General features: G+C 65.5%; 17 protein-coding genes. 8 read left to right on the forward strand and 9 right to left on the reverse strand.

Features of this window, described 5'->3' with window-relative positions; all coding sequences use genetic code 11:
• Nucleotides 1–3,561: a DNA polymerase III subunit alpha gene (gene dnaE, locus HMPREF0298_RS04720; protein WP_006839974.1), complete on the forward strand. Its 3,561-nt coding sequence runs from the start codon at nt 1–3 to the stop codon at nt 3,559–3,561.
• Between the two features lie 50 nt (nt 3,562–3,611).
• On the opposite strand, the gene HMPREF0298_RS04725 is transcribed toward dnaE, so the two are convergent.
• Nucleotides 3,612–5,390 (reverse strand): choice-of-anchor I family protein, encoded by a 1,779-nt coding sequence (locus HMPREF0298_RS04725; protein WP_006839975.1) that lies wholly within the window; start codon nt 5,388–5,390, stop codon nt 3,612–3,614.
• A 181-nt stretch (nt 5,391–5,571) separates the two neighbouring features.
• Between HMPREF0298_RS04725 and ilvA the strand changes: the two genes are divergently transcribed.
• A complete protein-coding gene (gene ilvA, locus HMPREF0298_RS04730; RefSeq protein ID WP_006839976.1) occupies nt 5,572–6,855 on the forward strand; it encodes a threonine ammonia-lyase IlvA in 1,284 nt (427 codons plus the stop codon).
• 44 nt (nt 6,856–6,899) lie between these two features.
• Here the strand turns inward: ilvA and treZ are convergent, their stop codons facing one another.
• A complete protein-coding gene (gene treZ, locus HMPREF0298_RS04735) occupies nt 6,900–8,651 on the reverse strand; it encodes a malto-oligosyltrehalose trehalohydrolase (protein ID WP_040422691.1) in 1,752 nt (583 codons plus the stop codon).
• A 31-nt stretch (nt 8,652–8,682) separates the two neighbouring features.
• Between treZ and HMPREF0298_RS04740 the strand changes: the two genes are divergently transcribed.
• The 3 genes from HMPREF0298_RS04740 to HMPREF0298_RS04750 are packed head-to-tail and all read left to right on the forward strand — an operon-like array spanning nt 8,683 to nt 9,983.
• Complete coding sequence (locus HMPREF0298_RS04740; protein WP_006839978.1) at nt 8,683–9,342, forward strand: IMPACT family protein; 660 nt, start codon at nt 8,683–8,685, stop codon at nt 9,340–9,342.
• Between the two features lie 11 nt (nt 9,343–9,353).
• On the forward strand, nt 9,354–9,596 hold the full coding sequence (locus HMPREF0298_RS04745) for a hypothetical protein (protein ID WP_006839979.1): 243 nt from the start codon (nt 9,354–9,356) through the stop codon (nt 9,594–9,596).
• A 9-nt stretch (nt 9,597–9,605) separates the two neighbouring features.
• A complete protein-coding gene (locus tag HMPREF0298_RS04750; protein ID WP_006839980.1) occupies nt 9,606–9,983 on the forward strand; it encodes an RNA-binding S4 domain-containing protein in 378 nt (125 codons plus the stop codon).
• A 99-nt stretch (nt 9,984–10,082) separates the two neighbouring features.
• Here HMPREF0298_RS04750 and HMPREF0298_RS04755 read toward each other — a convergent pair whose 3' ends face one another.
• The 6 genes from HMPREF0298_RS04755 to HMPREF0298_RS04780 form a co-directional block, all read right to left on the reverse strand.
• Nucleotides 10,083–11,111 (reverse strand): GTP pyrophosphokinase, encoded by a 1,029-nt coding sequence (locus tag HMPREF0298_RS04755; protein WP_006839981.1) that lies wholly within the window; start codon nt 11,109–11,111, stop codon nt 10,083–10,085.
• Between the two features lie 19 nt (nt 11,112–11,130).
• Entirely contained in the window at nt 11,131–13,689 is a 2,559-nt protein-coding gene (gene treY / locus HMPREF0298_RS04760) for a malto-oligosyltrehalose synthase (RefSeq protein ID WP_006839982.1), read from the reverse strand.
• A gap of 71 nt (nt 13,690–13,760) precedes the next feature.
• Complete coding sequence (locus HMPREF0298_RS04765; protein WP_006839983.1) at nt 13,761–14,381, reverse strand: hypothetical protein; 621 nt, start codon at nt 14,379–14,381, stop codon at nt 13,761–13,763.
• Between the two features lie 35 nt (nt 14,382–14,416).
• Entirely contained in the window at nt 14,417–15,802 is a 1,386-nt protein-coding gene (locus tag HMPREF0298_RS04770; protein ID WP_040422507.1) for a 3'-5' exonuclease, read from the reverse strand.
• A gap of 22 nt (nt 15,803–15,824) precedes the next feature.
• The gene (gene glgX, locus HMPREF0298_RS04775; protein ID WP_006839985.1) at nt 15,825–18,008 is read right to left on the reverse strand and encodes a glycogen debranching protein GlgX; all 2,184 of its coding nucleotides are present in this window, start codon (nt 18,006–18,008) and stop codon (nt 15,825–15,827) included.
• 72 nt (nt 18,009–18,080) lie between these two features.
• On the reverse strand, nt 18,081–18,677 hold the full coding sequence (locus HMPREF0298_RS04780) for a TetR/AcrR family transcriptional regulator (protein ID WP_006839986.1): 597 nt from the start codon (nt 18,675–18,677) through the stop codon (nt 18,081–18,083).
• A gap of 170 nt (nt 18,678–18,847) precedes the next feature.
• Here HMPREF0298_RS04780 and HMPREF0298_RS04785 point away from each other — a divergent pair, with 170 nt between their 5' ends.
• Both HMPREF0298_RS04785 and HMPREF0298_RS11570 read left to right on the forward strand, forming a co-directional pair.
• Nucleotides 18,848–19,543 carry a nuclear transport factor 2 family protein gene (locus HMPREF0298_RS04785; RefSeq protein WP_040422509.1) on the forward strand — a complete coding sequence of 232 codons (696 nt, stop codon included), beginning with the start codon at nt 18,848–18,850 and terminating at the stop codon, nt 19,541–19,543.
• Nucleotides 19,543–20,100, forward strand: a complete 558-nt coding sequence (locus HMPREF0298_RS11570) for a hypothetical protein (protein WP_006839988.1) — start codon at nt 19,543–19,545, stop codon at nt 20,098–20,100. Before HMPREF0298_RS04785 ends, HMPREF0298_RS11570 begins: the two co-directional genes overlap by 1 nt.
• On the opposite strand, the gene HMPREF0298_RS04795 is transcribed toward HMPREF0298_RS11570, so the two are convergent.
• Complete coding sequence (locus tag HMPREF0298_RS04795; RefSeq protein WP_245527444.1) at nt 20,054–21,121, reverse strand: YbjN domain-containing protein; 1,068 nt, start codon at nt 21,119–21,121, stop codon at nt 20,054–20,056. The two genes, HMPREF0298_RS11570 and HMPREF0298_RS04795, sit on opposite strands and share 47 nt — an antisense overlap.
• Before the next feature lie 486 nt (nt 21,122–21,607).
• On the opposite strand from HMPREF0298_RS04795, the gene hisD reads away from it, so the two are divergent.
• Nucleotides 21,608–22,912: a histidinol dehydrogenase gene (hisD, locus tag HMPREF0298_RS04800; RefSeq protein ID WP_040422511.1), complete on the forward strand. Its 1,305-nt coding sequence runs from the start codon at nt 21,608–21,610 to the stop codon at nt 22,910–22,912.
• The last annotated feature ends 15 nt before the right edge of the window (nt 22,913–22,927 follow it).

Consider the following 22,927-nt stretch of genomic DNA (forward strand, 5'->3'; position numbering starts at 1 on the left):
ATGGCTAAAAACTCCTCGTTCGTCCACCTGCATAACCACACGGAATTTTCCATGTTGGACGGCATGGCAAAGGTGGATCTGCTCGCGGACGAGGTGATCCGTCAGGGAATGCCCGCGGTGGGGATGACCGACCACGGCAACATGTTCGGCTCGAACGCGTTTTACCGCCGCATGGTCGAGGCGGGTGTGAAGCCGATCATCGGCATCGAGGCCTACATGGCGCCCGAGTCGCGCTTCAACAAAAAGCGCGTGCTGTGGGGCACCCCCGACCAAAAGCGTGACGACGTCTCCGCGTCCGGTGCCTACCTGCATCAGACCATGTTGGCGGAAAACGCCACGGGCCTGCGCAACCTGTTCAAGCTCTCGACGCTCGCGTCCTACGAAGGCCAGCTCGGCAAATGGCCGCGCATGGATGCAGAGCTGATTGCCGAGCACGCCGACGGCATCATCGCCACGACCGGGTGCCCATCGGGGGATGTGCAAACGCGCCTGCGGCTCGGGCAGTTCGACGCGGCGTTAGAAGCCGCCGCGATGTGGCAGGACATCTACGGCAAGGACAATTATTTCCTCGAGCTGATGGACCACGGCCTGCACATCGAGCGCAGGGTGCGCGATGACTTGCTCAAGATCGGCGAGATCCTCGAACTGCCGCCGCTGGTGACCAACGACTGCCATTACGTGCTGGAGTCCCAGGCCCCGGCGCACGAGGCGATGTTGTGCGTCCAAACCGGCAAAACCATGATGGACCAGGATCGTTTCAAGTTCGACGGCACCGGGTACTACATCAAGTCCGCCGCGCAGATGCGCGAGATCTGGGACTCGACCGTGCCCGATGGCTGCGACAATACGCTGTGGATCGCCGAGCGCGTCGGTGACTACTCCGAGCTGTGGGAAGAGCACCCGCACGACCGCATGCCGGTTGCGGACGTGCCTGAGGGTGAGACCCCGACAACGTGGCTGCGCAAGGAGGTCATGCGCGGGCTGGAGGAGCGCTTCCCCGGCAGCGAGGTGCCGCAGGAGTACATCGATCGCGCCAACTACGAGGTCGACGTGATCGACATGAAGGGCTACCCTTCGTACTTCCTCATCGTCGCGGAGATTATTAAGCACGCCCGCGAGATCGGCATCCGCGTCGGACCGGGCCGCGGCTCCGCTGCCGGCGCGCTGGTCGCGTACGCGCTGACAATCACCAACATCGACCCCATTGAGCACGGGCTGCTCTTCGAGCGCTTCCTCAACCCTGAGCGCCCGTCCGCGCCGGATATCGATATTGACTTCGACGACCGCCGCCGCGGGGAGATGATCACTTATGCGGCTGAGCGCTGGGGTGAGGACAAGATCGCGCAGGTGATCACCTTCGGCACGGTGAAGACGAAGCAGGCCATCAAGGATGCGGCGAAGGTCTGGTTCGGGCAGCCCGGTTTCCAGATGGCCGACAGGATCAACAGTGCGTTGCCGCCTGCGATCATGGCCAAGGACATTCCGCTGGTGGGAATCACGGACCCGGAGCACGAGCGCTACCCGGAGGCGGCGGAGGTGCGCACTCTCATTGAGACGGATCCGGACGTGGCCAAAATCTACGAAACCGCCCGCGGCCTCGAGGGCGTGGTCCGCCAAGCCGGTGTGCACGCCTGCGCGGTGATTATGGCGTCGGTGCCGCTGATGGAGCACATCCCGATGTGGAAGCGCCCGGCGGACGGGGCCCTGATCACGGGCTGGGATTACCCGGCGTGTGAGGCGATTGGCCTGCTGAAGATGGATTTCCTCGGCCTGCGCAACCTCACTGTCATCGGTGACGCGATGGCCAACATCGAGAAAAACCGGGGCGTGACCATCGACCTGGAAACCCTCGACATCGATAACGCAGCCGTCTACGAGCTCCTTTCGCGCGGCGATACCCTGGGTGTGTTCCAGCTCGATTCCGGCGGCATGCAGGACCTGCTCAAGCGCATGAAGCCGACCGGGTTCAACGACATCGTCGCCTCCCTCGCCCTGTACCGCCCGGGCCCGATGGGCGTCAAGGCGCACGAGGCGTACGCGGACCGGAAGAACGGGCGCAAGCCGATTACACCGATTCACCCGGAGCTGGAGGAGCCGCTGCGGGAGATCCTCGACGAGACGTACGGCCTGATCGTCTACCAGGAGCAGATCATGAGGATCTCGCAGAAGGTGGCGAACTACACCGCCGGCGAGGCAGACGGTTTCCGCAAGGCGATGGGCAAGAAGAAGCCCGAGGTGCTGGCCGAAGAGTACTCGAAGTTTTCCGAGGGCATGTTCTCCAACGGGTTCTCCAAGGACGCGGTGGACGCACTGTGGGGTACGATTGAGCCGTTCGCGTCGTATGCGTTTAACAAGTCTCACGCCGCAGGCTACGCGTTGGTGTCGTACTGGACGGCCTACCTCAAGGCCAACTACACGGCTGAATACATGGCCGCGCTGCTGACGTCGGTGGGTGACAAGAAGGACAAATCCGCCATCTACCTCGCGGATTGCCGGCACCTCGGGATCAGCGTGCTGCAACCGGATATCAACGAGTCCGAGGAAAACTTCATGGCTGTGGGCAGCGACATCCGCTACGGGCTCGCGGCGGTGCGCAACGTGGGTGTGGAAGTGGTCGAGTCGATCAAGGAAACGCGCCGCACGAAGGGGGCGTTCACGAGCTTCTCCGACTACCTGGACAAGATCGAATTGCTTGCCTGCAACAAGCGCATCACGGAGTCCCTGATCAAGGCAGGTGCCTTCGACTCGCTGGGCCACCCGCGCAAGGGGCTGATGCTCGTGCAGGAAGATGCGGTCGATTCGGTGCTGACCACGAAGAAGGCCGCCGACAAGGGCCAGTTCGACCTGTTCGCCAGTTTCGCGGGCGAGGACGGTGCGGAGCAGGCGGTGTTTACCATCGATGTGCCCGACGACGAGTGGGACCGCAAGCACACCCTGGCTCTCGAGCGGGAGATGCTCGGGCTCTACGTCTCCGGCCACCCGCTGGACGGGTACGAGGAGGCTATCGACGCGCAGACGAACACGGCGCTCACCGACATTTTGTCGGGTGAGATGCGCGACGGCGCCGAGGTCACCATCGGCGGGTTGATCTCGAGCGTGGACCGCAGGTTTTCCAAGAAGGACGGATCGCCCTGGGCGATTGTCACCATCGAGGATCACCACGGCGCCCAGGTCGAGGTGCTGATGTTCAACAAGGTCTACTCGCTCGTTGCCCCGCAGATTGTGGAGGACAACATCATTTTGGTCAAGGCGCACGTGTCCATCCGCGACGAGCGGATGAGCCTGTTCGGCGACGACGTCAAGGTGCCGGAACTCGGCCCGGGCAATGGCGCTGGACTGCCGCTGCGTCTGACGATGCGTACGGAGCAGTGCACCATCGACAGCATCCGCAAGCTCAAGCACGTGCTGTCGAACAACCCGGGTGACTCCGATGTCTACCTCAACCTTGTCCACGGCGACCACTCGCAGCTGATGGTTCTCGGCGACCACCTGCGCGTAGAGCGCTCGGCCAGACTGATGAGCGACCTGAAGGCCAACCTCGGCGCGGGCATTGTGGGCTAGTCGCTTGCCGACGCCCCACCCGCGCCAATCACGTCCGCACCTGACGCCGCCTAGCCCAGCGGGTTAGGAAGGATTCCCGCCATTACGGCGCCTGCAAATGCCGCGATGGCGCCGAGAAGCGCGGCGAGGATGCCGGCGACCAGGCCGAAAGAGCTCGACGATGACGAACCCACAGCGGGCGGAGCGACGAGCGAATCGACCTGGTAGATGGTGGTGCTGCCGGAGACTTCGTTGCCCACCGCAAGCAGGTTCTCGCCGTTGGGGGAGTCGCTCGCCGGGATAAAGGTCAACCCCTCCGGGCCGAGGTCGCCGGCATTGGTCGCGAAGTCACGGTTGTTGAGGTAGGTCTGGTACTTCGCATTCTGGGGGTCGGTGACGTCGTAGACAATGACCCCGCCGACGCGCTCGAAGCCGATGAAGGCGTAGGTGCGGCCGTCGATAGTGCCGAGTGTGACACCTTCGGGCTCGGGGCCCTTGTCATCGGAGCGGCCATCGAAGTCGGCCTCCTTGTGGTTCGAGTTGAAGTACTCGGGGATTGCCCGCGCGGTGATGCGCTCGAAGTCCTCGCCGGAATCGAACACGCGGGTGCCGTCGGCGGAGAAGATGGAGAAGCTCCGGCCGCCGAAGGCGTAGAGCTCGTCGTAGCAGTCGAGCTCATCGTTGCGGCCGAACGCGGTGGTCAGGTTGAGGCGGCCGGCGCCGGTGTCGGAGATCATTTCGGTTGCTTCTTCAGAGGAAAGACTGCCGAGGTCTTCACAGACGGGGGCGACGGAGTCCTCGCCGAAGTTCTTCAGGCGCTCTTCTTCGGAGTAGGCGTCCCAGTCGCGGGAGTCGCCTTCGTTTGCGGTAACGATGTAGGTCTCGCCCGCTGACGAGTACGACGCGACGGCATCCGGCTGGAGGATGCCCTTGATGGGCCAATTCCTTAAATTGATGCGATTGTCTTTGTCGCTGGCGTCGAACGCCACGGTTATGCGGTCCTGGTAGCCGAGGGGGATAATGTGCTTCACGGAGGCGGATGCGATGTCGACGACCGCAATGGCGTTGTTCTCCTGGAGCGAGACGTATGCCGTGCCGCCGGAGACGGTGATGTATTCCGGCTCGAGGTTCTGCGCGACGGTGGCGGAGTCGTCGACTTGGCCGAAGACATGGACACCGTCCGGCAGCTCGCCGGGGGTGTTGAAGGCAGAAAAGTCCGCGGTGCGCACATCCTCTTGCTCGGATGCCTCGATGCCGCTGCGCAGCGTGATAACGGACACGGAGCCCTCGGGGTCGACGGAGTAGTCGCTGGCCGGCTCGCCCTCGTTCGCGACCAAGGCGTATCTGCCGTCCGCGGTGAGGGTGACCATGTCGGGCAACGCGCCGACGGGGACGCGGCCGAGCGGCTCAGAAGCCAACTCGCTAGCACCCGCGTTGAAGAAGATCAGCTCCCCTTCGTCGGTCTTGGTGGCGGGCTCCACGGTGGCGACCGCGAGGCCGTCGACGCGCACGGCGACGGAATTGATCGTGGTGCCCTCGCCGCCCGACACCGAGCCGATGCGGGTTGGGTTGGCCGGGTCGTTGACATCGAGCACGTCGATGACGCCCGCGTTGGCGTTGACCGTGAGCAGGCGCTTCGATGCGGCGTGGTAGGCGACAATCTCAGCGGCGGATTTGTCGAACACCTCGGTGTCGTAGGAGCCGATGGGCTTAATCGAGACGGTGGCGTCGGGAGCGCTGTCGTGGACCGGGTCAGTGACAATCGCCGCGTGGGCAGGAGTAGCGAGGGCGAATGCGGAGGCAAGTGCGGTCGCAGCAGCACCGAGCGCTGCGGGGCGGGGGATGCTCACTTAAGGGGCACCTTTCACGAATAATGGATGTAACTGACAGGTTATTTTTAACTGGGCCGTGTGGCCCCAAGATGGAATCGGAGGCAGGTTTGGGTGAAGGTCTGGTTAAGGCCCGGTAAACGGCCCCTCTTGGGTGCCTCGCGCCCTCGGGCTGGAACCGTTGCGGATAAACTGGCTGTCCATGAGCGAGACAACGAACTTCCAGCCCGTGCACGCAGCCGACATCCAGGCGGCGCAGGCGAAGATTTCGTCCGTCATTGAGCCCACCCCCTTGCAGTACTGCCCCCGTCTTTCCCAGCAGCATGGGGTGGAGGTGTACCTCAAGCGCGAGGACCTGCAGGACGTGCGCTCGTACAAGATCCGCGGGGCCTACTACAACATTGCCAACCTCACGGCGGAAGAGAAGGCGGCGGGCGTCGTGGCGGCGTCGGCAGGCAACCATGCCCAGGGGGTGGCGTACGCCTGCCGAGCGATGGGGATTCGCGGCAAGATCTTCGTGCCCAAGCCGACGCCGAAGCAAAAGCGCGACCGCATCCTCGTTCACGGCGGTGACGCGATCGAACTGGTCGTGGTGGGCAACAATTTCGACGAGGCGGCAGAGGCCGCACGCCGCGACGCGATCGAGCGCGGAGCGACCGTTGTTGAGCCGTTCGACGCCCGCGCCACCATCGTCGGCCAGGGGACCGTGGCAGCGGAAATCCTCAGCCAGCTCACCGGGCTCGGCCGAGAGCTCGGCAGCGTCGCGGTGCCCGTTGGCGGCGGCGGGCTGCTCGCCGGTGTCACCTCGTACTTGGCCGATATGTCGCCGCTGACATCCATCATTGCGGTAGAGCCGAAGGGCGCGGCATCCCTGCACGCGGCGCTCGCCCACGGCGAGCCGGTCACCCTCGAGGCGATCGACCCCTTCGTCGACGGCGCCGCAGTAAAGTGCATCGGGGCACTGCCGTTTCACACTATCGACGCGAACCAGAGCCGAATCCACACGGTCATCGCCGACGAGGGCGCGGTATGCACCGAAATGCTCAGCCTGTACCAGAATGAGGGCATCATCGCCGAGCCGGCGGGTGCGCTGGCGGTTACCGGGCTCAGCGGCGTGAAGTTCGAGCCGGGCAGCACGGTGGTGTGCATCGTCTCCGGAGGCAACAACGACGTGCTGCGCTACGCGGAAATCATGGAACGCTCCCTGATCCACCGCGGCCTGAAACACTATTTCCTGGTGAACTTCCCGCAAGAGCCCGGGCAGCTGCGCACGTTCCTCACCGACATCCTCGGCCCGGACGACGACATTGTGCTGTTCGAGTACCTGAAGAAGAACAACCGCGAAACCGGCACCGCGCTCGTCGGCATCGAGCTGACACGCGCGCGCGATCTGGAGCCGCTGATGAAGCGCATGGACGCGTCCCCCATCGACTGCCGCAGGCTGCAGCCCGGCACGCAGGAATACGACTTCATCGTCTCAGGCTAAGTCGCGGTGCCGCTGCGCGCCAGACAGGGCGGCGGAGAAAACCCCTACACCGCGCGCTCGAGCAGTGCAAACCCCCAGGGTTCCAATGTCGTAGAGTCTGCGGTGACCTGCGGGTTGGTAAACGAGTACACCAATTCACCGCCGACGGGCACGGTGACGGGGGCGTCGCTGAAATTGCAGGCGAGGACCACGGGCACGGGGGAGTCGTAGCTCATGGTCAGCCAGGTCTCGGAATTGTCCACCGTCATCTCCCGCAGGTCGTCGCGGGCGAAGCCGTAGCGTTCGCGCAGGCCGATGAGAGCTTGGTAGGCCTCGAAGATTTCGTCCTGGTCGCGGTCGAACTCCCACTTCAGGCGAGCCGACTCGAAGGTTGCCGGGGCTGAGGGGTCGGGCACGTCCTCCGGGTCCCACCCCAGCCGGGCGAACTCGTGGAAGCGGCCCTCGCGGGTGAGCCGGTTGAGTTCCTCGTCGGTGTGCGAGCAGAAGAACGGAAACGGCGTGCGGGCGCCGAACTCTTCGCCCATAAACAGCATCGGGGTAAACGGCGAGCACAACACAACGGCCGCCTTCAGCACCTGCTGGGCGGGGGAGAGGTACTGCGAGGGGCGATCACCCGCGGCCCGGTTACCGGTTTGGTCGTGGGTGGTTGTGTAGGTGATCATGCGCCACGGCCCGATTGCGTCGAGGTCCAGGGGGCGCCCGTGCGTGCGCCGCCGGTACTCGGACCACGTGTCGCGGAAGCGGTACGCGTAGCGCAGGGTGTCCGCGAGGATGTCCACCGTGCCGAAGTCCACGTAGTACGCCTGGCGCTCCCCGCTAACCAGGGTGTGGACGCAGTGGTGGACGTCGTCAAGCCACTGCGCGCTCAGGCCGTAACCGCCGACGGACTCGTCGTTGACAATGCGGGGGTCGTTTTGGTCTGTCTCGCCGATGATCGTGCGTGGCACCCCGGTTGCTTCCGCCACAGAGTCGGAGACGCGGCGGATTTCCTCCATGATGGAAAACGCCCGCCTGTCGTCGTAGGCGTGCACCGCGTCGAGGCGCAACCCATCGAGGTGGAACTCGTCGAGCCACTGGCGCACAGCGTCGAGGATGTAGGCGCGCACCTCGTCGGAGCCGGGGCCGGAGAGGTTGACCACATCGCCCCAGTCGGTGTGCCCGGCGGTGGTGTAGGGGCCGAAGGAGCCGTTGTAGTTCCCGTCGGGCCCGAAGTGGTTGTAAACCACGTCCAAGATCACGGCGATGCCTTTGTTGTGGGCGGCGTCGACAAGCTTTTTTAGCCCCTTGGGCCCGCCGTAGGAGTCCTGCACTGCGAACCACTCGACCCCGTCGTAGCCCCAGTTGCGCATTCCGCCGAACGGCTGCACCGGCATCAGCTCGATGGTGGTCACGCCGAGGCCGAGCAGGTAATCAAGCTTGTCGACGACCCCCTCAAACGTCCCGGCGTCCGTAAACGTGCCGACGTGCAGCTCATAGATGAGCTGGCCGCGAAGGTGCAGTCCGGACCACGACTCGTCGGTCCAGTCGAAGTCGGCACCGACGACCTGCGAGGTGCCGTGCACGCCGTCGGGCTGGGCGCGGCTGCGCGGATCCGGCAGCGGCTTTGACCAATCCGTGCCGTCGAACAGGCGAAACGCGTACCGTTGGCCATCGCGCGGGGTCACGACGGCCGGGTCGAGAACCCACCACCCGGTGCGCGTGTCGTCCCTTGACATGAGATGCTCGGCGCCGTCGACAAGCAGGCGGACATCGTGGGCGAACGGGGCCCACACCTCGAACATTTCGACAGAAGCCATGAAACCCACAGTAGTAACATCAAAGGCAACCATGTCAACTACTCCGCTCCCATACGACCTCCCCGCCGAAGGCGACCCGGTTACCGCAGAGCTCGAGATTAAACGCTCGCGCTTCATCGCCTGGATCGCCCGCGCCAGCGATGAGGCCGCCGCGCGCGCCCTTGTCGACGCCGCGCGCGCCGCATACCCCGATGCGCGCCACCACTGCTTCGCCTGCATCGTCGACGGGGCGGCGGCCAACCCGATCGAGCGCTCCTCCGACGACGGCGAGCCCTCCGGGACCGCGGGCACCCCGATGCTCGACGTGCTGCGCGGCACCGGCATGCGCGACATCGCGGCGGTGGTGACAAGATACTTCGGCGGCGTCAAGCTCGGTGCCGGAGGGCTCGTGCACGCCTACTCCAACGCCGTATCCGAAGCGTTGACCCACGTCCCCAGGGTGCGGCGCCACGTCGCCGAGCTGGCCACCGTGGCGCTGCCGCACGCCGATGCCGGGCGCATCGAGGCCGAGCTGCGCCACGCCGGCATCGACATCGCCGACGTCACCTACGGCAGCCTCGCGGAATACACCCTCGCGTTCACCCCCGGGCAGCGCGAGCGTGTCGACGCCATCCTCGCCGCCGCCACCCACGGAACCGCCATCACGCGCAGCGTCGGCCACCAGTGGGTGGAAGCAACCGCGCGTGGCTAGACTTAAGAGCCATGACTTTGCAGCCCCGCCCCAACAACCCGATCGAAGCGCGCAAGCAGGCCGTACGCCGCTACTCCCGCAACGCCATCGCCTTTGCGGGCGGCGGCGTGGTCGGAGGCGTCGCGCTCGGTTTCCTCCTCGGCTCGCCGTTTTCCTTCACCATCCTCATCCTCGGCCTGATCATCGGCGTGGTCGGCGGGTTTGTGAACTACAACAAGGTGCAGAAAATCGTCAACCACAAGGACAACTTCTAAAAGGCGCCCATGACGGAACCCGACGGTGCACCCGTCCGCCTCGACGTGTGGCTGTGGGCGGTGCGCATTTTCAAGACTCGCTCGCAATCGGCCGAAGCGGTGCGCGCCGGGCATGTCAAGCTCGGCGGGGTGTCAGCCAAGCCTTCTGCCCAAGTGGTTCCGGGCGACCACATCCGGGTCTGGAAGGACCACCGCTACCTGGAGTTCGAGGTCACGGGCACGGTGCGCAAGCGGGTCGGGGCTCCGGTGGCGCGCACGATGTACGTTGACAAGTCGCCGCCCCCGCCGCCGCGCGACATCTTTGCCACGCTGCCTGTGCGTGACCGCGGTGCCGGCCGTCCGACAAAGAAGGATCGCCGCGCCATCGATCGGCTCCGCGGGTTCTAGCGTTCGCTTCCACCTCAACTCGGACGGGTAAGAGTGCGGGTGTTCCGCCTAAACTCGGCGCAGGTTGAGGCGTGCGGGTTTAGGTTGAAGGACAAACTGCTACCCGCGGCCAGCGCGCAATGCGGCCAAACGCGTGCCCAGGCGGTCGCGGCGCAGTTTCGGGCGGTTTCCCAGCTCCGCGGTGCGCGCGATGTGCTCGGTGGCAAAACGGTTAAGCAGGACATCGTCGATGATGCGCACCTGCCCGGGCACGAATGCGTACTTCATCGCGCCGCTGACGGCCTCCAGGTCGGCGGCGTTGACCAGCTCTGCAAGTTGGGACACGGCCTCGATGTCGTGGGCGCGCAGAAGCTCCATGAGGAAGCGGTAGTCGCCCGGGCGCGATAGGGGAAAGCGGCTACCCAGGAGTACCGTGAGCACGCCGGGCAGTGTTTCCGGCGCGAGCTCGGCATCGACTCCCGTGTCCACGAAGTGGTGGGGGTTGTTGATGCTCGCGATTTGGTCGAATTGCTGGTCGGCGAGCTCGATGAGCCCGGCGGCGAGGGTGAACGCGCGGTCGATCTGCGGGTCGGGGTCCTCCCCGGAGCGCTTGTAGCGGATGTCGTGCTCGAATTCGGCCCACGCGTGCTGCAGCACGGTGCGGATTTGCACCTCGAATTGCGTGCCCGCGTACGACTCTAGGTTTTCCGTACTGTCCGTCACCCGCAGCACCACGTGGTGCGAGCCGTACCCGAAGCCGCCAGCGATGCGAGTCTCCTGGGCCTTATCGACGCTGCGCAGCACCTCGAACTCGTCCGCCAAAAGCGTCAGCGCCGCCGGAATTTCCGTGGAGTGCAGTACGGTGATGCGCGCCCCGACGACGTCGCGGATGTCGCTCCAGGGGTCGGGGTAGACATAGACGCCGTCGCGCTGCTTGCGGGCCTTGGCTTTGAGCGAAGGCCACGACTTGATGCGGACGTCGACGCGGTCGAAGTTCACGCCGGCGTCGCCGAGCAGCTCCACGAGCGCCTGCTGGAACGCCGTGGCGGCGTCCGGGTGCGCGGCCACCCAGGCGTGGTAGGTCGACCCGAGCCGGGCGATCGTGTCGTCGGAGGGTTTGCGCTTCTTCCCGCTGCGCTCGTTTTTCACGGGGCCAAGGATAACTGGTTTACAGCGCCACAGAGTTGATCAGTCGGCGCGAAACCAACAAGGCGGTGGGAAGCACCTCGAGCACCTCGGCGACAGGTACGGTGCCCTCGAAGGTGCGGCCCGACACGCGATCTACCCAGCTGCCCTCCGGCAGGGTCACGGTGGTGTCGCCCCAGCCGCCGCGACTTTCCAGGAGCAGGGGGCGGCGCGTCGCCAGCGCGATGACGGACAGTCCCGCCGCGCCGTGCACGTCTCCATCGCCGCGTGCGAGGCCCACGAGGTGCGATTCCGCCTCGCCCACCCCGAAGACGGGCTGGTGCTCGCCGGCCAGGAACACGTCCGGGTACTCCCGGCGCAGCATCAGCGCCTCGCGGACGACGGCCTGCTTCGCGCGGTCGATGATCTCCGGCAAATGCGGGTAGAGAGCAGGAGACGACGGCGACTCGCTGGATTCGGCGGATCCGGCAGCGTCGGTGGAGTCGGCGCCGAGCGCCAGGTACGTTGCCAGTGAGCGATCGGCGCCGCCCTTGAAGTCGAGGTACTGCTCCAGGGTTTGCGCGCGCTGCGTGTAGTCGACGAAGCGCCGGTTGTCGGGATCGACAAGCGAGAGGTCGAAGTACTCCTGGCCCTGGTAGGTGTCCGGGATGCCGGGGCCGATGAGCTGGAGCATCTTGCGGCCCAGCGAGACCTGGATCGCGCCGCTGTGCAAACGCGAGGCGAACTGCGTGATCGCGGAGGTCACCGGGCCGGAAAGCAGCGCGTCGATCCAGTCGGTGATGGCCTGCTCGAACGTTTCATCCTGGTCGAACCAGCTGGTCTTCACCCCGGCTTCGCGCACCGCCTTGATCGCGTAGTCGTGCAGGCGAGCGCGCAGCGATGCGGTGATCTCCCCGTCGTGCGGCCACACGCCGAGCAGGTTCTGGATGATGAAGTGCGCCGTGGCCGTATCGGGAGCCGGTACGATCGCGCCCACCTGACGCACCAGCTCCGCGAAATCGTTCGCGACCTCGGTGATCTCGATAATCCGGGCGCGGGTGTCCTCGGTGCGCTTCGTGTCGTGCGTCGTCAGCGAGGTCATTGCGTGCGGCCACAGGTTCGCGCGCTCCTGCTGCAGGAGGTGGAACTCGGCCGCGGACACACCGAACCGGCCGGGTGCGCCGCCGACTTCCTGCAGAGCGACGAGGCGGCTCGCGCGGTAGAACAGGGTGTCTTCGACGCCCTTGGCCATCACTGCGCCGCACACCTGGGCGAAGCGGGTCTTGGCCTCGCTGTTGGCCAAAAGCGCTGCAGTGATCAGATCCAGCGCGTCGCGACGGGACGGGAAGCGGCGCGCCATCTCGGCGACCACCGAGGAGGTGATGCGCGACAAGGAGATGTAGTCAGCGCGGTACACCGGAATGGCCGCGACAAGCTCGACCACGGTGGAGCGCAGGTCCTCGTCGGAGACCGTGGAGCCGGCGGTGGAGAAATTGTCGCGGCGAATCGCGCGGGTCAAACGCTGAATCTCCGCGCCCAGCTCGGATGAGGCGACGTCGCGCTTGAGCTGGTGCTCCGCTGCGGAAATGGCCGCCTCGTCCCAGGTCGAGCCCGACTGCTGCATGGCCAGCATGCTCAGCGAGTCCTCGGCCTCCCGGGAGATGAACACCCCGTCGAACTCGCGCATCGCGTCGTAGCCGGTCGTGCCGTCGACGGCGAGGCGCGGGTCAAGCGGCTCGTTGACGCCGAGGATCTTTTCCACCACGAGCCAGCGGTCGTCGCCAATCAGTCCGCGCAGGCGGGTGAGGTACCCGAAGGGGTCCGCCAGCCCGTCTGGGTGGTCCACGCGCACACCGTCGATCAAGTCCTCGGCGATGAGCTGGCGCAGAACCCGGTGGGTTTGCTCGAACACCAGAGGATCTTCCTGGCGGATTCCGGCCAGGCCGTTGACGGAGAAGAAGCGGCGGTACGAAATCACGCCGTCGCGCCAAAACATCAGACGATAGTGCTGTTTGGCATAGACGTCGAGGGGGTCGTCGTCAAGCGAGCCATAGCTGTCCGGGTCGAGCGGGAAGTACTTGTCGTAGTACTTCAACACATCCTCGTCGATCTCGTCGAGGTGGACGAGCTCGAACTTGTCCTCGTCGCCCTCCGCCCCCAAAACGGGCAAGCCGAGCCTGCCGCCGGCGCCGTTGTCCTCGTGCCAGTCGATGTCGAAATAGGACTCGTACTCCGAGCCCCGGCCGCGCTTCAACACGTCCCACCACCACTTGTTCAGAAGCGGTGTTTCCACGCCGAGGTGGTTGGGGACGATGTCCACGACGATGCCCAGGCCCGCGTCGTGGGCAGCCGCGGCGAGCTCGCGCAGGCCGGAGATGCCGCCGAGTTCCGGGTTGACCACGGTGGGGTCCGTCACGTCGTAGTTGTGGTTGGATTCCTTGACTGCCGTGAAGATCGGGGAGAGGTACAGGTGCGAAACACCGAGCGTGCGCAGGTACGGAATCTGCTCCGCGGCCTCCGCGAACCCGTACCGGCGCCCCGTGGGGTCGGCGTGGGGTCCGCGCAGCTGGAGGCGGTAGGTGGATGTGATCGGGCGTCGCAATAGGGCTCCTGAGAAATAGATCTTGTCGTGCTTTCCTAAGTCGTACGTGCCCGTTCCAGCGTAATCATTTTTTACCGGGCGGCAGGGTGGGCGCTGTTTTCCACAAGGGGGAAGCCGATGGAGTAGCGCATTACGCACGCCGAGGTGAACCGCCTGGCGAACGAGCTCGCGAGCGCGTCGAAGACAAACAGTTCGCGGTAGTCGCGGGTGACGTAGGTCAGGCCGAAGCGCGGACGCAATACCTGGGTGAAGTGCGAATCCAGGATGGTAAATAGCTTGGGGTGGGTCAGCCACGTTGTGGGAACGAGGTGGTCATCGCGCAGTTGGAAGCCGCGCGGAACGTCTGGGCCGAGGACTAAGGTGGCGTCCCTGACCCAGATTTCCACCTGCCCGTCGCGCACGGCTTCGTCCATCACACCGCGCGCCGCGGAGTTCCACACTCCGGTGACGCTGCGGCCCATCTCCCCGATTCTCTGGTGGCTGGCGGGCCGGCCGGTGTGATCCGCGAACACGCACACCAGCTCGGGTGAGAGAGTGACAAAGGCGGTGCTGGCGGAGAACTCGCCGCTCGACCATCCCGCTGTCGAGCCGGCTGCGCCGGGCAGTGCGGCCCGGCGCAGGAGGCGGGGCGTCAGTGCGCAGGGCACGGGGGTTGAGCGGGGGATGGACAGGGCGCTCATCGCGGCAGTCATACAGTATTAGACTGCCGCGCGACGGGTTCGGTTCCCTAAAACGGCGGCTGCTCGTTGAGCCCCAGGGCATCAAGCAACTGCTCAGCCGACCAGATCTGAATGTCCTGGCCCTTGTCCATCAGCTCGCGGGCGCGCTTTTCCTTCGAGGTCATCGTGGCCCATTCGCCGGTGATAAGAATCGTCGTCTTCTTGGTCACGTTCTTGCCCACCTGCGCGCCTTGGGCGGCGATGCCGGACCACAGTTGTCCCTTGTCGAAGGGCTCGAACTCGCCGGTGAGCGTGACGTTGTGGCCGTAAAGCGGTGAATTCGGATCGGCCTGCGGGTCGGGTTCCGGGATGGTGTCCGGGGTGGCAACGGACTGCCAGGGAGCGGGCCCGCGGCGCGGGGTTTCTTCCTGTTTCTCTTGCTCGGGCGCGGGTGATTCGTGCTGGTTACTGCCGCGCGGGGTGACGGCGGCGCCGTCGCGTGAAGCAGCCTGCAGCGCCCGCGCCGTACCGGAGCGGTCGCGCAGCACGGGTGTGACGCGCTCGTCGTTGATCACGCCGAGTGTGAACCCAGTGGCGTGGACGAAGCTCATCACGCTTCCCTCGTGGCCGGCATCGCGGGCGAGACCCACCAAGATCCCTGCGCACGCCGCGGCGTCTTCACCGGCGTCGTGATGCTTCTCAAGCTGCACGCCGAAGTGCTCGGCGAGCGTGGGCAGGCGATGGTTTTGCACCTTCAGCTTCGCCGCGCGCGACTGCGCGAGCGTGCAGGCGAACATGATGTTCGGAATGTCGCGCCCAACGGCGCGGCAGGCTTCGCGCAGGGCGGTGGCGTCGAACTGCGCGTTGTGCGCCACCACGGGCAGTTCGCCGACGAACTCGACCAGTTCGTCGATGCGCTGCGCGGCAGGCGGCGATCCTTCAACAGTCTCGGCGGAGATGCCGTGGATCGCTACGTTTGAGGGGTCGAACTCATCCAAGCCCGGCGGGGGAGTGCACAGCCAGGTCACACGCTCGACCTCTCGGCCATCGATGACGCGCACGAGGCCGATCTGGCAGATCGAGCCCCACGCCGGGTTGGCCGTTTCCACGTCGAAGCCGACGAAGTCGAATCCCGCGATGCGCGCGCTGGCGGCCTCGCCGCGTGCGGCGGTGTCGACAAGCTCGCGCAAACGCGCCGGGGCGTGGACATCGCCAGGGAAGAAGGACAACTCGTGCGTGCGCTCGGGGGTTACAATGCCGCACACCCCGCCGCTCCAGGCATCCGCGTCGCTGACGTTGAGCTTTGTGATGGAGGTGGCGTCGATACGCACTGGCTCGCTCGAGCCGCTTAACGACGCCTCCAGCGGCGTCGGGCTGAGCACGAGCGCAGTGCCGTCCACCGTTACCGTGACACCGCGCGCGTCAAGGGCTGAACCTGAATGAACCTGGGACACGTAACTCTCCTTCGCCGAGATTTTAGGGAGCAACCTCAGCGTGCTCGTTGTCGGAGTCGAGCACCGGGGGCTCAATCTGCTTGAGCACGACCGTGGAACGCGCCGGAACGCTGATGGTCGCTCCCGCGTCGAGCGCCTCCTTGTCCACCGGGTAGCCCAGTGGCTCGGTGGTGTCGATGAGCACCTCCCACTTCGAACCCAGCCACTTGTCCGGCAACGTGAACTCAATGGCCTCGAAGTGCGCGTTAAACATGAGGATGAACGAATCGTCGGAGACGCGCTGGCCGCGGCGATCCGGCTCCGTAATCGCGTTGCCGTTGAGGTAGACCATCAGCGCCTTGCCAAAGGCGAAGTCCCAGTCCTCGCGCTTCATCAGCTTGCCCGAAGGAACCAGCCACGCGATCTCACGGTCGACCACGTCGTTGCCCAGCGCGCCACCCTCGAGGAAGCGGCGCCGGCGGAAAACGGGGTGCTGCTTGCGAATCGCGATCAAGCGGCGCGTGAAGTCGTGCAGCTCCTCCGCCTCGTCGAGGCGGTCCCAGTTCATCCAGGCGATCTCGTTGTCCTGGCAGTAGACGTTGTTGTTGCCGCCCTGGGTGCGCGCGAACTCGTCGCCGTGGGCGATCATCGGGGTGCCCTGGGACAGCAGAAGGGTGGTCAGGAAGTTGCGTCGCTGCTGGGCACGCAGCTGCAAAATCTCCGGATCATCCGTTGGGCCCTCCACGCCGCAGTTCCACGAGCGATTGTGGCTCTCGCCGTCGCGGGAATCCTCCATGTTGGCCTCGTTGTGCTTGTCGTTGTAGGAGACCAGATCGTTGAGGGTGAACCCGTCGTGGGCGGTGATGAAGTTGATAGAGGCCGTCGGGCGGCGCCCGTTGTGCTGGTAGAGGTCGGAGGAGCCGGTCAGCCGCGAGGCGAACTCACCCAGCGTGGAGGCCTCACCGCGCCAGAAGTCGCGCATGGTGTCGCGGTACTTGCCGTTCCACTCGCTCCACAACGCCGGGAAGTTGCCCACCTGGTAGCCGTTTTCACCGACGTCCCAGGGCTCGGCGATGAGCTTGACCTGGGAGACGATCGGGTCCTGCTGCACCAGGTCGAAGAACGTGGCCAGGCGGTCGACGTCGGAGAACTCGCGGGCCAGGGTGGAGGCGAGGTCGAAGCGGAAGCCGTCGACGTGCATCTCGGAGACCCAGTAGCGCAGCGAATCCATGATCAGCTGCAAGGAGTGCGGGTCGCGCACGTTAAAGGAGTTGCCGGTGCCCGTGTAATCCATGTAGTGGAATTTGTCGCCGTCGACAAGCCGGTAGTAGGCCTCGTTGTCGATGCCGCGGAACGCGATGGTGGGGCCCAGGTGGTTGCCCTCGGCGGTGTGGTTGTAGACCACGTCGAGGATGACCTCCATGCCGGCTTCGTGGTAGGCGCGGACCATGCCCTTGAACTCGGCGACGACGTCGCTCGGCTTCTCCGAAGCCGCGTAGTCCTGCTGGGGTGCGAAGAACCCGAAGGTGTTGTAGCCCCAGTAGTTGCGCAGGCCGAGGTCGCGCAGGCGGTCGTCCTGCAGGAACTGGTGGACGGGCAAAAGCTCGACGGAGGTTACCCCGAGGTCTTTCAGGTAGTCGATCACAGCCGGGTGCGCCATGCCGGCATAGGTGCCGCGCAGGCTTTCGGGCACGTCGGGGTGGGTTTGCGTCATGCCTTTGACGTGGCACTCGTAGATCACGGTTTCCTCGTCCGGGATGCGCGGGGAACGATCGTCGCCCCAGTCGAAGAAGGGGTTGATCACGACCGAGAGCATCGTGTGGCCGAGCGAGTCTTCCTCGTTGCGGCCGGTGCCGGGTTCCTCGGCGTGGATGTCGTAGGAGAACAGGGAAGAGTCCTGGTCGAACTCGCCGGCGAAGGCGCGGGCGTAGGGGTCGACGAGCAACTTGGAGGGGTCGCAGCGCTTGCCGTTGTGCGGGTCCCAGGGGCCGTGGACGCGGTAGCCGTAGCGCTGTCCGGGCGTGACACCGGGCAAGTACGCGTGCCACACAAAGTTGTCCACTTCTTCGAGAGCGACGCGCGTTTCCACACCCTGTTTGTCAATCAGGCACAGCTCGACTTTGTCGGCGACAGCCGAAAAGATCGCGAAGTTGGTGCCGGCTCCGTCGTAGGTCGATCCAAGGGGGTAGGCCGAACCGGGCCACACCACAACGTTCTCGTCAGTCATGGGAGCCAATCGTATCGCAGTCGCCGCCGTTGCTCGCGCGGTGCGGGTCGGGCAGCGGAAGCGGTGGGGCGCTCAGGGTGTTGTCGGTGCCGGATCGCTTCCGTCGCGCAGGCCCTTGAGCAGCAGCGAAATCGCGGCGGCGACGTCGGTGGTATCCGCGGCGTCGGTTGTGGTCGCGCCGGTCGCCTCAGCGAGCTGCGCGGCGGCCTGGTGGACGCCCGTCGCGCCGAGGGTCATGTACAGCAGCCCATCGGCCACCGAGTGCACATTGCTTGTCGACGCCTCACGCCGCGCTTCCACCAGCTCCCGCGCGATGGCCTCACGCATGATGCGGGTGAGCTCGCGCGCCACCGTGGACCCCGGCTGGCTCATCGCGGTGGTGACCACCTCCGCGCCGTCGCGGTGCCGTAGAAGGGTGGCGCGCAACGCGGCGCACAGCGCGGCGGGGGTGGGTGCGTCGGCAGGCGGGGCGTCGACAAGCGGGGCGACGATCAGCGCGGCAATGCCGGCGATAAGTTCCTGCTTGTTGCTGATGTGCCAGTACAGCGCGCCGGGGGCGACCCCGAGGGAGGAGGCGACGCGGCGCATGGTCACATCTGCCAGGCCGTATTCGTCGAGGATCTTCAAGCCCTGGCGGCTAATCGACTCCCGCGACAACGACGAATGCATGCCTTATGACATTACCCAGCACCGTACCGTACCGTGATTCTCACAGCAAGTTCTCAAACTACTGTCACTAGAGGCCCACAGCCCACTAAGCATTACATTGTTAGTATTGACAAAGCCACAAAAGCCATAAACGGCCACACAATGCATTTTTTCCGAGGAGAGTTGTAGCAGTGAAGTTTTCATCCGGTTCCCCGAAGGTGGCCGCGATAACCGTCGCATTGGCCACCTTGTCCATCTCGCTCACAGCCTGCGGCTCCGAGGAAGAAGCCGCCGACGTCGCCTCCTCCACCTCGACGGTCACTTCCGCGACCACGCAGAGTGTTGCGCCCTCCGGTACGACCGAGGCCACGGAGCCCAGCCCTGCTGAGTCGTCTGCCGCGCAGTCGGCGGCAGACTCCGCGGGTGCGAACGCCCAGGCCCCCGCGGCCGGCGGTGCGGCCCTGACTAACCCGTTCGAGGACCCGAACTTCACGCCGCCGACCCAGCAACCACTGCAGGGCGGCACGCAGGCCTCCGACGCCGACAAGCAGCAAATGGAGCAGACGATGCACGCGGCGCTCAACCCACCGAGCCCGGAGAAGTGGACCCGCGTGCTCATGGAAAACTCCTGCCGCAAGGTGACGGAGCCGGTGCAGGAGGAGATGAACCGCTCCGGCTACACCTTGGATCAGATTGAGCAGGCGGCGCGCCTGCAGGCCCAGGCCGGCCAGGCAGTTACGGTGCCGCAGAGCACAGTTTCGCTTACCGACGCCAAGGTGGACGGCAACCGGGCCTCCGCAACCGCGACCGTGACCAACCAGAACGGCACCGAGGAGCAGACCCTGATCTTCGAACGCGAAGACGGGCGCTGGAAGCTCTGCAATTAATGAGGTTTTCCACCGGCGCCGGCGCGGCGGCGGGCATCCTCGCGCTTTCCTTGGGCCTCGGCTCTGTCGCCGGGGCCGTGTGGGGTCTGACGCGGCCCGGCTATGTCGGCTCCTTGAGCGAGGGCTCGTACGTCGTCGATGAGGTGGCCAGCCCGCCCAGCGTGGAGTTTGCCTCGCTCGGCGGGTTTGTCCTGGTCAGCGCCGTCCTTGGGTTGGTCATCGCGAGCTTCGCTTTCGCGCGCGGTTTGGTGGGGGTGCGCGCGCTGTTCTGGGTGATTGCGTGCGCGGGCGCAGCGGCTTTTGCAGTGCACACCTTCGGCAGCTGGTCGGCTGCTTGTGCCCACCCCTCGCCGCACGACGCAACGCTTGTGGATGGCGCAGGATTCAGCGTTGTGCCTCCGCTGGACCCGGGCGTGGGCTGGCTGTCCGGACCGTTCGTTGCGGCCTTGATGTTTTACTTGCTCACGATCGCCGCCGAGCTGCAGGCCCCCCTGCGCGAAGCGCCGCCCGTTAGCCTTCAGCCCGCCCTGGCCAGTGAACCGCCGACGCGCCCTTGACTTGGGTGCTGATCTGGTCGACCGCGCCGAGAATGGAGACAAAAGACGAGATCACGTAGTTGTGCCTTTGCGCGGGGGACAAGCCCTGGGAGACGAGGCAGGTTGTTTCCACGTGCAGGTGCAGGTCGCCGTCGAGGTCGAGCAGGTACGCGCGCAGGCCCGCGGACTGCTCGTTGAGATCGTTGCAGACCAGCCACAAGGCGAGAAACTCATCCTCGCTGCGCAAGCCGGTATCCCACATCGCGGTGACCCGGGCATACTCGCCGGCATCGATGCAGACTGCGAAAGCGATGGAATTGACCCCAGTGGTGATGAGGTCCTCGACGGGGAAGTCGTAGGTGAAGTCGAGCATATCCAACGTATCCGTTAACGATCCCAGATCGACGGGCTCAACAAACTCGTCGTCGACGTTGTCGTAGACATCAGGCACGTCGTGGATGTCGGAAAACTGCCGGTGCTCGCCGCGCGGCAGGTGGCGTTCGGAGGGGTGGCGGCCCAAAAGTACATCGGCGTCCTGTGCGCGGGCCAGCGCCGGCGGTAACGGGTGGTCAAACTCTACCGGCAGAAAGCGCTGTCGCAGCTGGGTGAAAAAGGCCGCGGCGTGCTCGAAGGCGTCGGCAAGCTCGGCCATGAGTTGCTCGTCCGTCAGCCCGCACCTCGTGCGCACCCCAGCGCGCAGGCTCACGGCGAGGTCGCCGGAGTCCATCAGCCTGTAGGAGGCGGTCGGCCCGACCCTGTCACGGTTCCATTCGTTGATGAAGTCAGCCAGCTCCGCCGAGCGCTCAAACTCCATGGGCACGCGCTCGGCGAAATCCGCCACCAGCATCAGAGGCTTGTCGTAGGAGATCCACACCGTGCTGACAAACGCGTACGCAGGCACGACGGCGCGGTCCGGGCGGTCGGGGTGGTGCATGGGGGTAAGGCCCAGACCGTCGAGGGCGGCAACGATGCGATCGAGAGTGACCTCGCTGGAGGAGGCGGTTTCGTCCGGGTGGTGCGGTTGCGCGCTGTGCCTACCCACGGCCACCTCCCTGTGGTGCTGAAAAACTGGTACTCGTCGTCGCTTGTGCGCCGGCGGGCGGCGCTCAAAGCATACAGTCGAGCTTAAGCGACTCGTCACGGCGGCGAGTGCATCGACCTTCCGCCGGGGCACTGGTGTTTGGGGTGCCTGCGACCTCTCGCCTGGTGTCAGATGTCACGGTCAGTGGGTTGTGGGGTGTAAAACCCCAGGTCGGCCTTCTGTCCGAGTGTCTGACCGTGACATCTCACAGCGCCAGATGTCAAGGTCAGCGTTCACCGGGGTGTAAAACCCCAGGTCGGCCTTCCGTCCAAACACGTGACCGTGACATCCCGAAGCATTAACCGCCACATTGAAGCCGGCGCCGGGGTGTAGATCCGCAGGCGAGCTCGTGCGGCGACTCGAAGCGGGCAAAGCACCGGCGGTGACGGGCGGGGGAATACAATGAGGGGCCGAGAAGCCGATTTTTAATGCCGCGAGGAGCCGACGATGTTGCATGTGACTGACCTGCGGGGGCGCACGCCCTCAACCTCCGAGCTGCGCCGTGCCCTGCCGCGGGGCGGTATGGATGTCAACGCGGTGCTGCCTACCGTCGAACCCATCGTGCAGCAGGTCAGGGAGCGCGGCGCGGCCGCCGCTTTGGAGTACGGCGAGAAGTTCGACCGGATACGCCCCGGGTCTGTGCGGGTGCCCACCGAGCGTCTCGACGCCGCCCTGGCCAACCTCGATCCCGCGGTGCGCGAGGCCCTGGGGGTGGCGATCGGCCGGATTCGCACCGTCCATGCCGCGCAGAAGCCCAAAGAAAGCACGATAGAGCTGGCCCCGGGCGCGACGGTGACGGAGAAGTTCATTCCGATTTCCCGGGTGGGGCTCTACGTTCCCGGTGGCAAGGCCGTCTACCCGTCGAGCGTGCTGATGAACGTCATTCCCGCCCAGGAAGCGGGGGCGACGTCGATGGTGGTGTGCACCCCGCCGCAAAAGGAGTTCGGCGGCTGGCCGCACCCGACCACCCTGGCGGCCTGCGCGCTGCTCGGCGTGACGGAGGTGTGGGCCGTTGGCGGGGCGCAGGCGATCGCGCTTCTGGCGTACGGCGACGACGAGTTCGGCCTGGAGCCGGTCGACATGGTCACCGGCCCCGGCAACGTCTTCGTCGCCGCGGCAAAGCGCCTGGTCAACGGGGTTGTGGGTATCGATTCCGAGGCCGGTCCGAGCGAGATTGCGGTGCTTGCCGACGACACCGCCAACGCCACCTTCGTCGCCTACGACCTCATCTCCCAGGCCGAGCACGACGAAAACGCCGCGAGCGTCCTGATCACCCCTTCCGAAGAGCTCGCCAACGCCGTTCGCGCGGAGGTCGAGCGGCTCGCGGGACAAACCCTCAACACGCAACGGGCTTCCTCCGCGCTCGGTGGCGCGCAGTCGGGCATCGTGCTTGTCGACGACCTCGAGACCGCCATCGCGGTCACCGACGCTTACGCCTCCGAACACACCGAAGTGCACACCGCGAACCCCCGTGAGGTGGCGGAGCGGCTCACCAACGCCGGGGCGATTTTCGTCGGCCCCTACTCGCCGGTCCCGCTGGGCGACTACGCCGCCGGGTCGAACCACGTGCTGCCGACCTCCGGTACGGCGCGTTTTGCAGCCGGGTTGTCGACGCACACGTTTCTCAAGCCAGTCAACCTCATCGAATACGACGAGGCCGCGCTGAAAGAGATCGGCTCCCACATCGTCGTTCTCGCCACCGACGAGCAGCTTCCCGCCCACGGCGAGGCCATCAAGGCCCGCGGAATCTAAGGAGAAACTAATTGT

The sequence above is a fragment of the Corynebacterium lipophiloflavum DSM 44291 genome (assembly GCF_000159635.1).
In the GTDB taxonomy this organism is placed as follows: Bacteria; Actinomycetota; Actinomycetes; order Mycobacteriales; family Mycobacteriaceae; genus Corynebacterium; species Corynebacterium lipophiloflavum.

What these genes read in the sequence shown, in the direction of transcription:
- dnaE (WP_006839974.1), top strand. Translation starts at nt 1, where the DNA reads ATGGCTAAAAACTCCTCGTTCGTCCACCTGCATAACCACACGGAATTT.
- ilvA (WP_006839976.1), top strand. Translation starts at nt 5,572, where the DNA reads ATGAGCGAGACAACGAACTTCCAGCCCGTGCACGCAGCCGACATCCAG.
- treZ (WP_040422691.1), bottom strand. Translation starts at nt 8,651, where the DNA reads ATGGCTTCTGTCGAAATGTTCGAGGTGTGGGCCCCGTTCGCCCACGAT.
- HMPREF0298_RS04740 (WP_006839978.1), top strand. Translation starts at nt 8,683, where the DNA reads ATGTCAACTACTCCGCTCCCATACGACCTCCCCGCCGAAGGCGACCCG.
- HMPREF0298_RS04745 (WP_006839979.1), top strand. Translation starts at nt 9,354, where the DNA reads ATGACTTTGCAGCCCCGCCCCAACAACCCGATCGAAGCGCGCAAGCAG.
- HMPREF0298_RS04750 (WP_006839980.1), top strand. Translation starts at nt 9,606, where the DNA reads ATGACGGAACCCGACGGTGCACCCGTCCGCCTCGACGTGTGGCTGTGG.
- HMPREF0298_RS04765 (WP_006839983.1), bottom strand. Translation starts at nt 14,381, where the DNA reads ATGACTGCCGCGATGAGCGCCCTGTCCATCCCCCGCTCAACCCCCGTG.
- glgX (WP_006839985.1), bottom strand. Translation starts at nt 18,008, where the DNA reads ATGACTGACGAGAACGTTGTGGTGTGGCCCGGTTCGGCCTACCCCCTT.
- HMPREF0298_RS04780 (WP_006839986.1), bottom strand. Translation starts at nt 18,677, where the DNA reads ATGCATTCGTCGTTGTCGCGGGAGTCGATTAGCCGCCAGGGCTTGAAG.
- HMPREF0298_RS11570 (WP_006839988.1), top strand. Translation starts at nt 19,543, where the DNA reads ATGAGGTTTTCCACCGGCGCCGGCGCGGCGGCGGGCATCCTCGCGCTT.
- hisD (WP_040422511.1), top strand. Translation starts at nt 21,608, where the DNA reads ATGTTGCATGTGACTGACCTGCGGGGGCGCACGCCCTCAACCTCCGAG.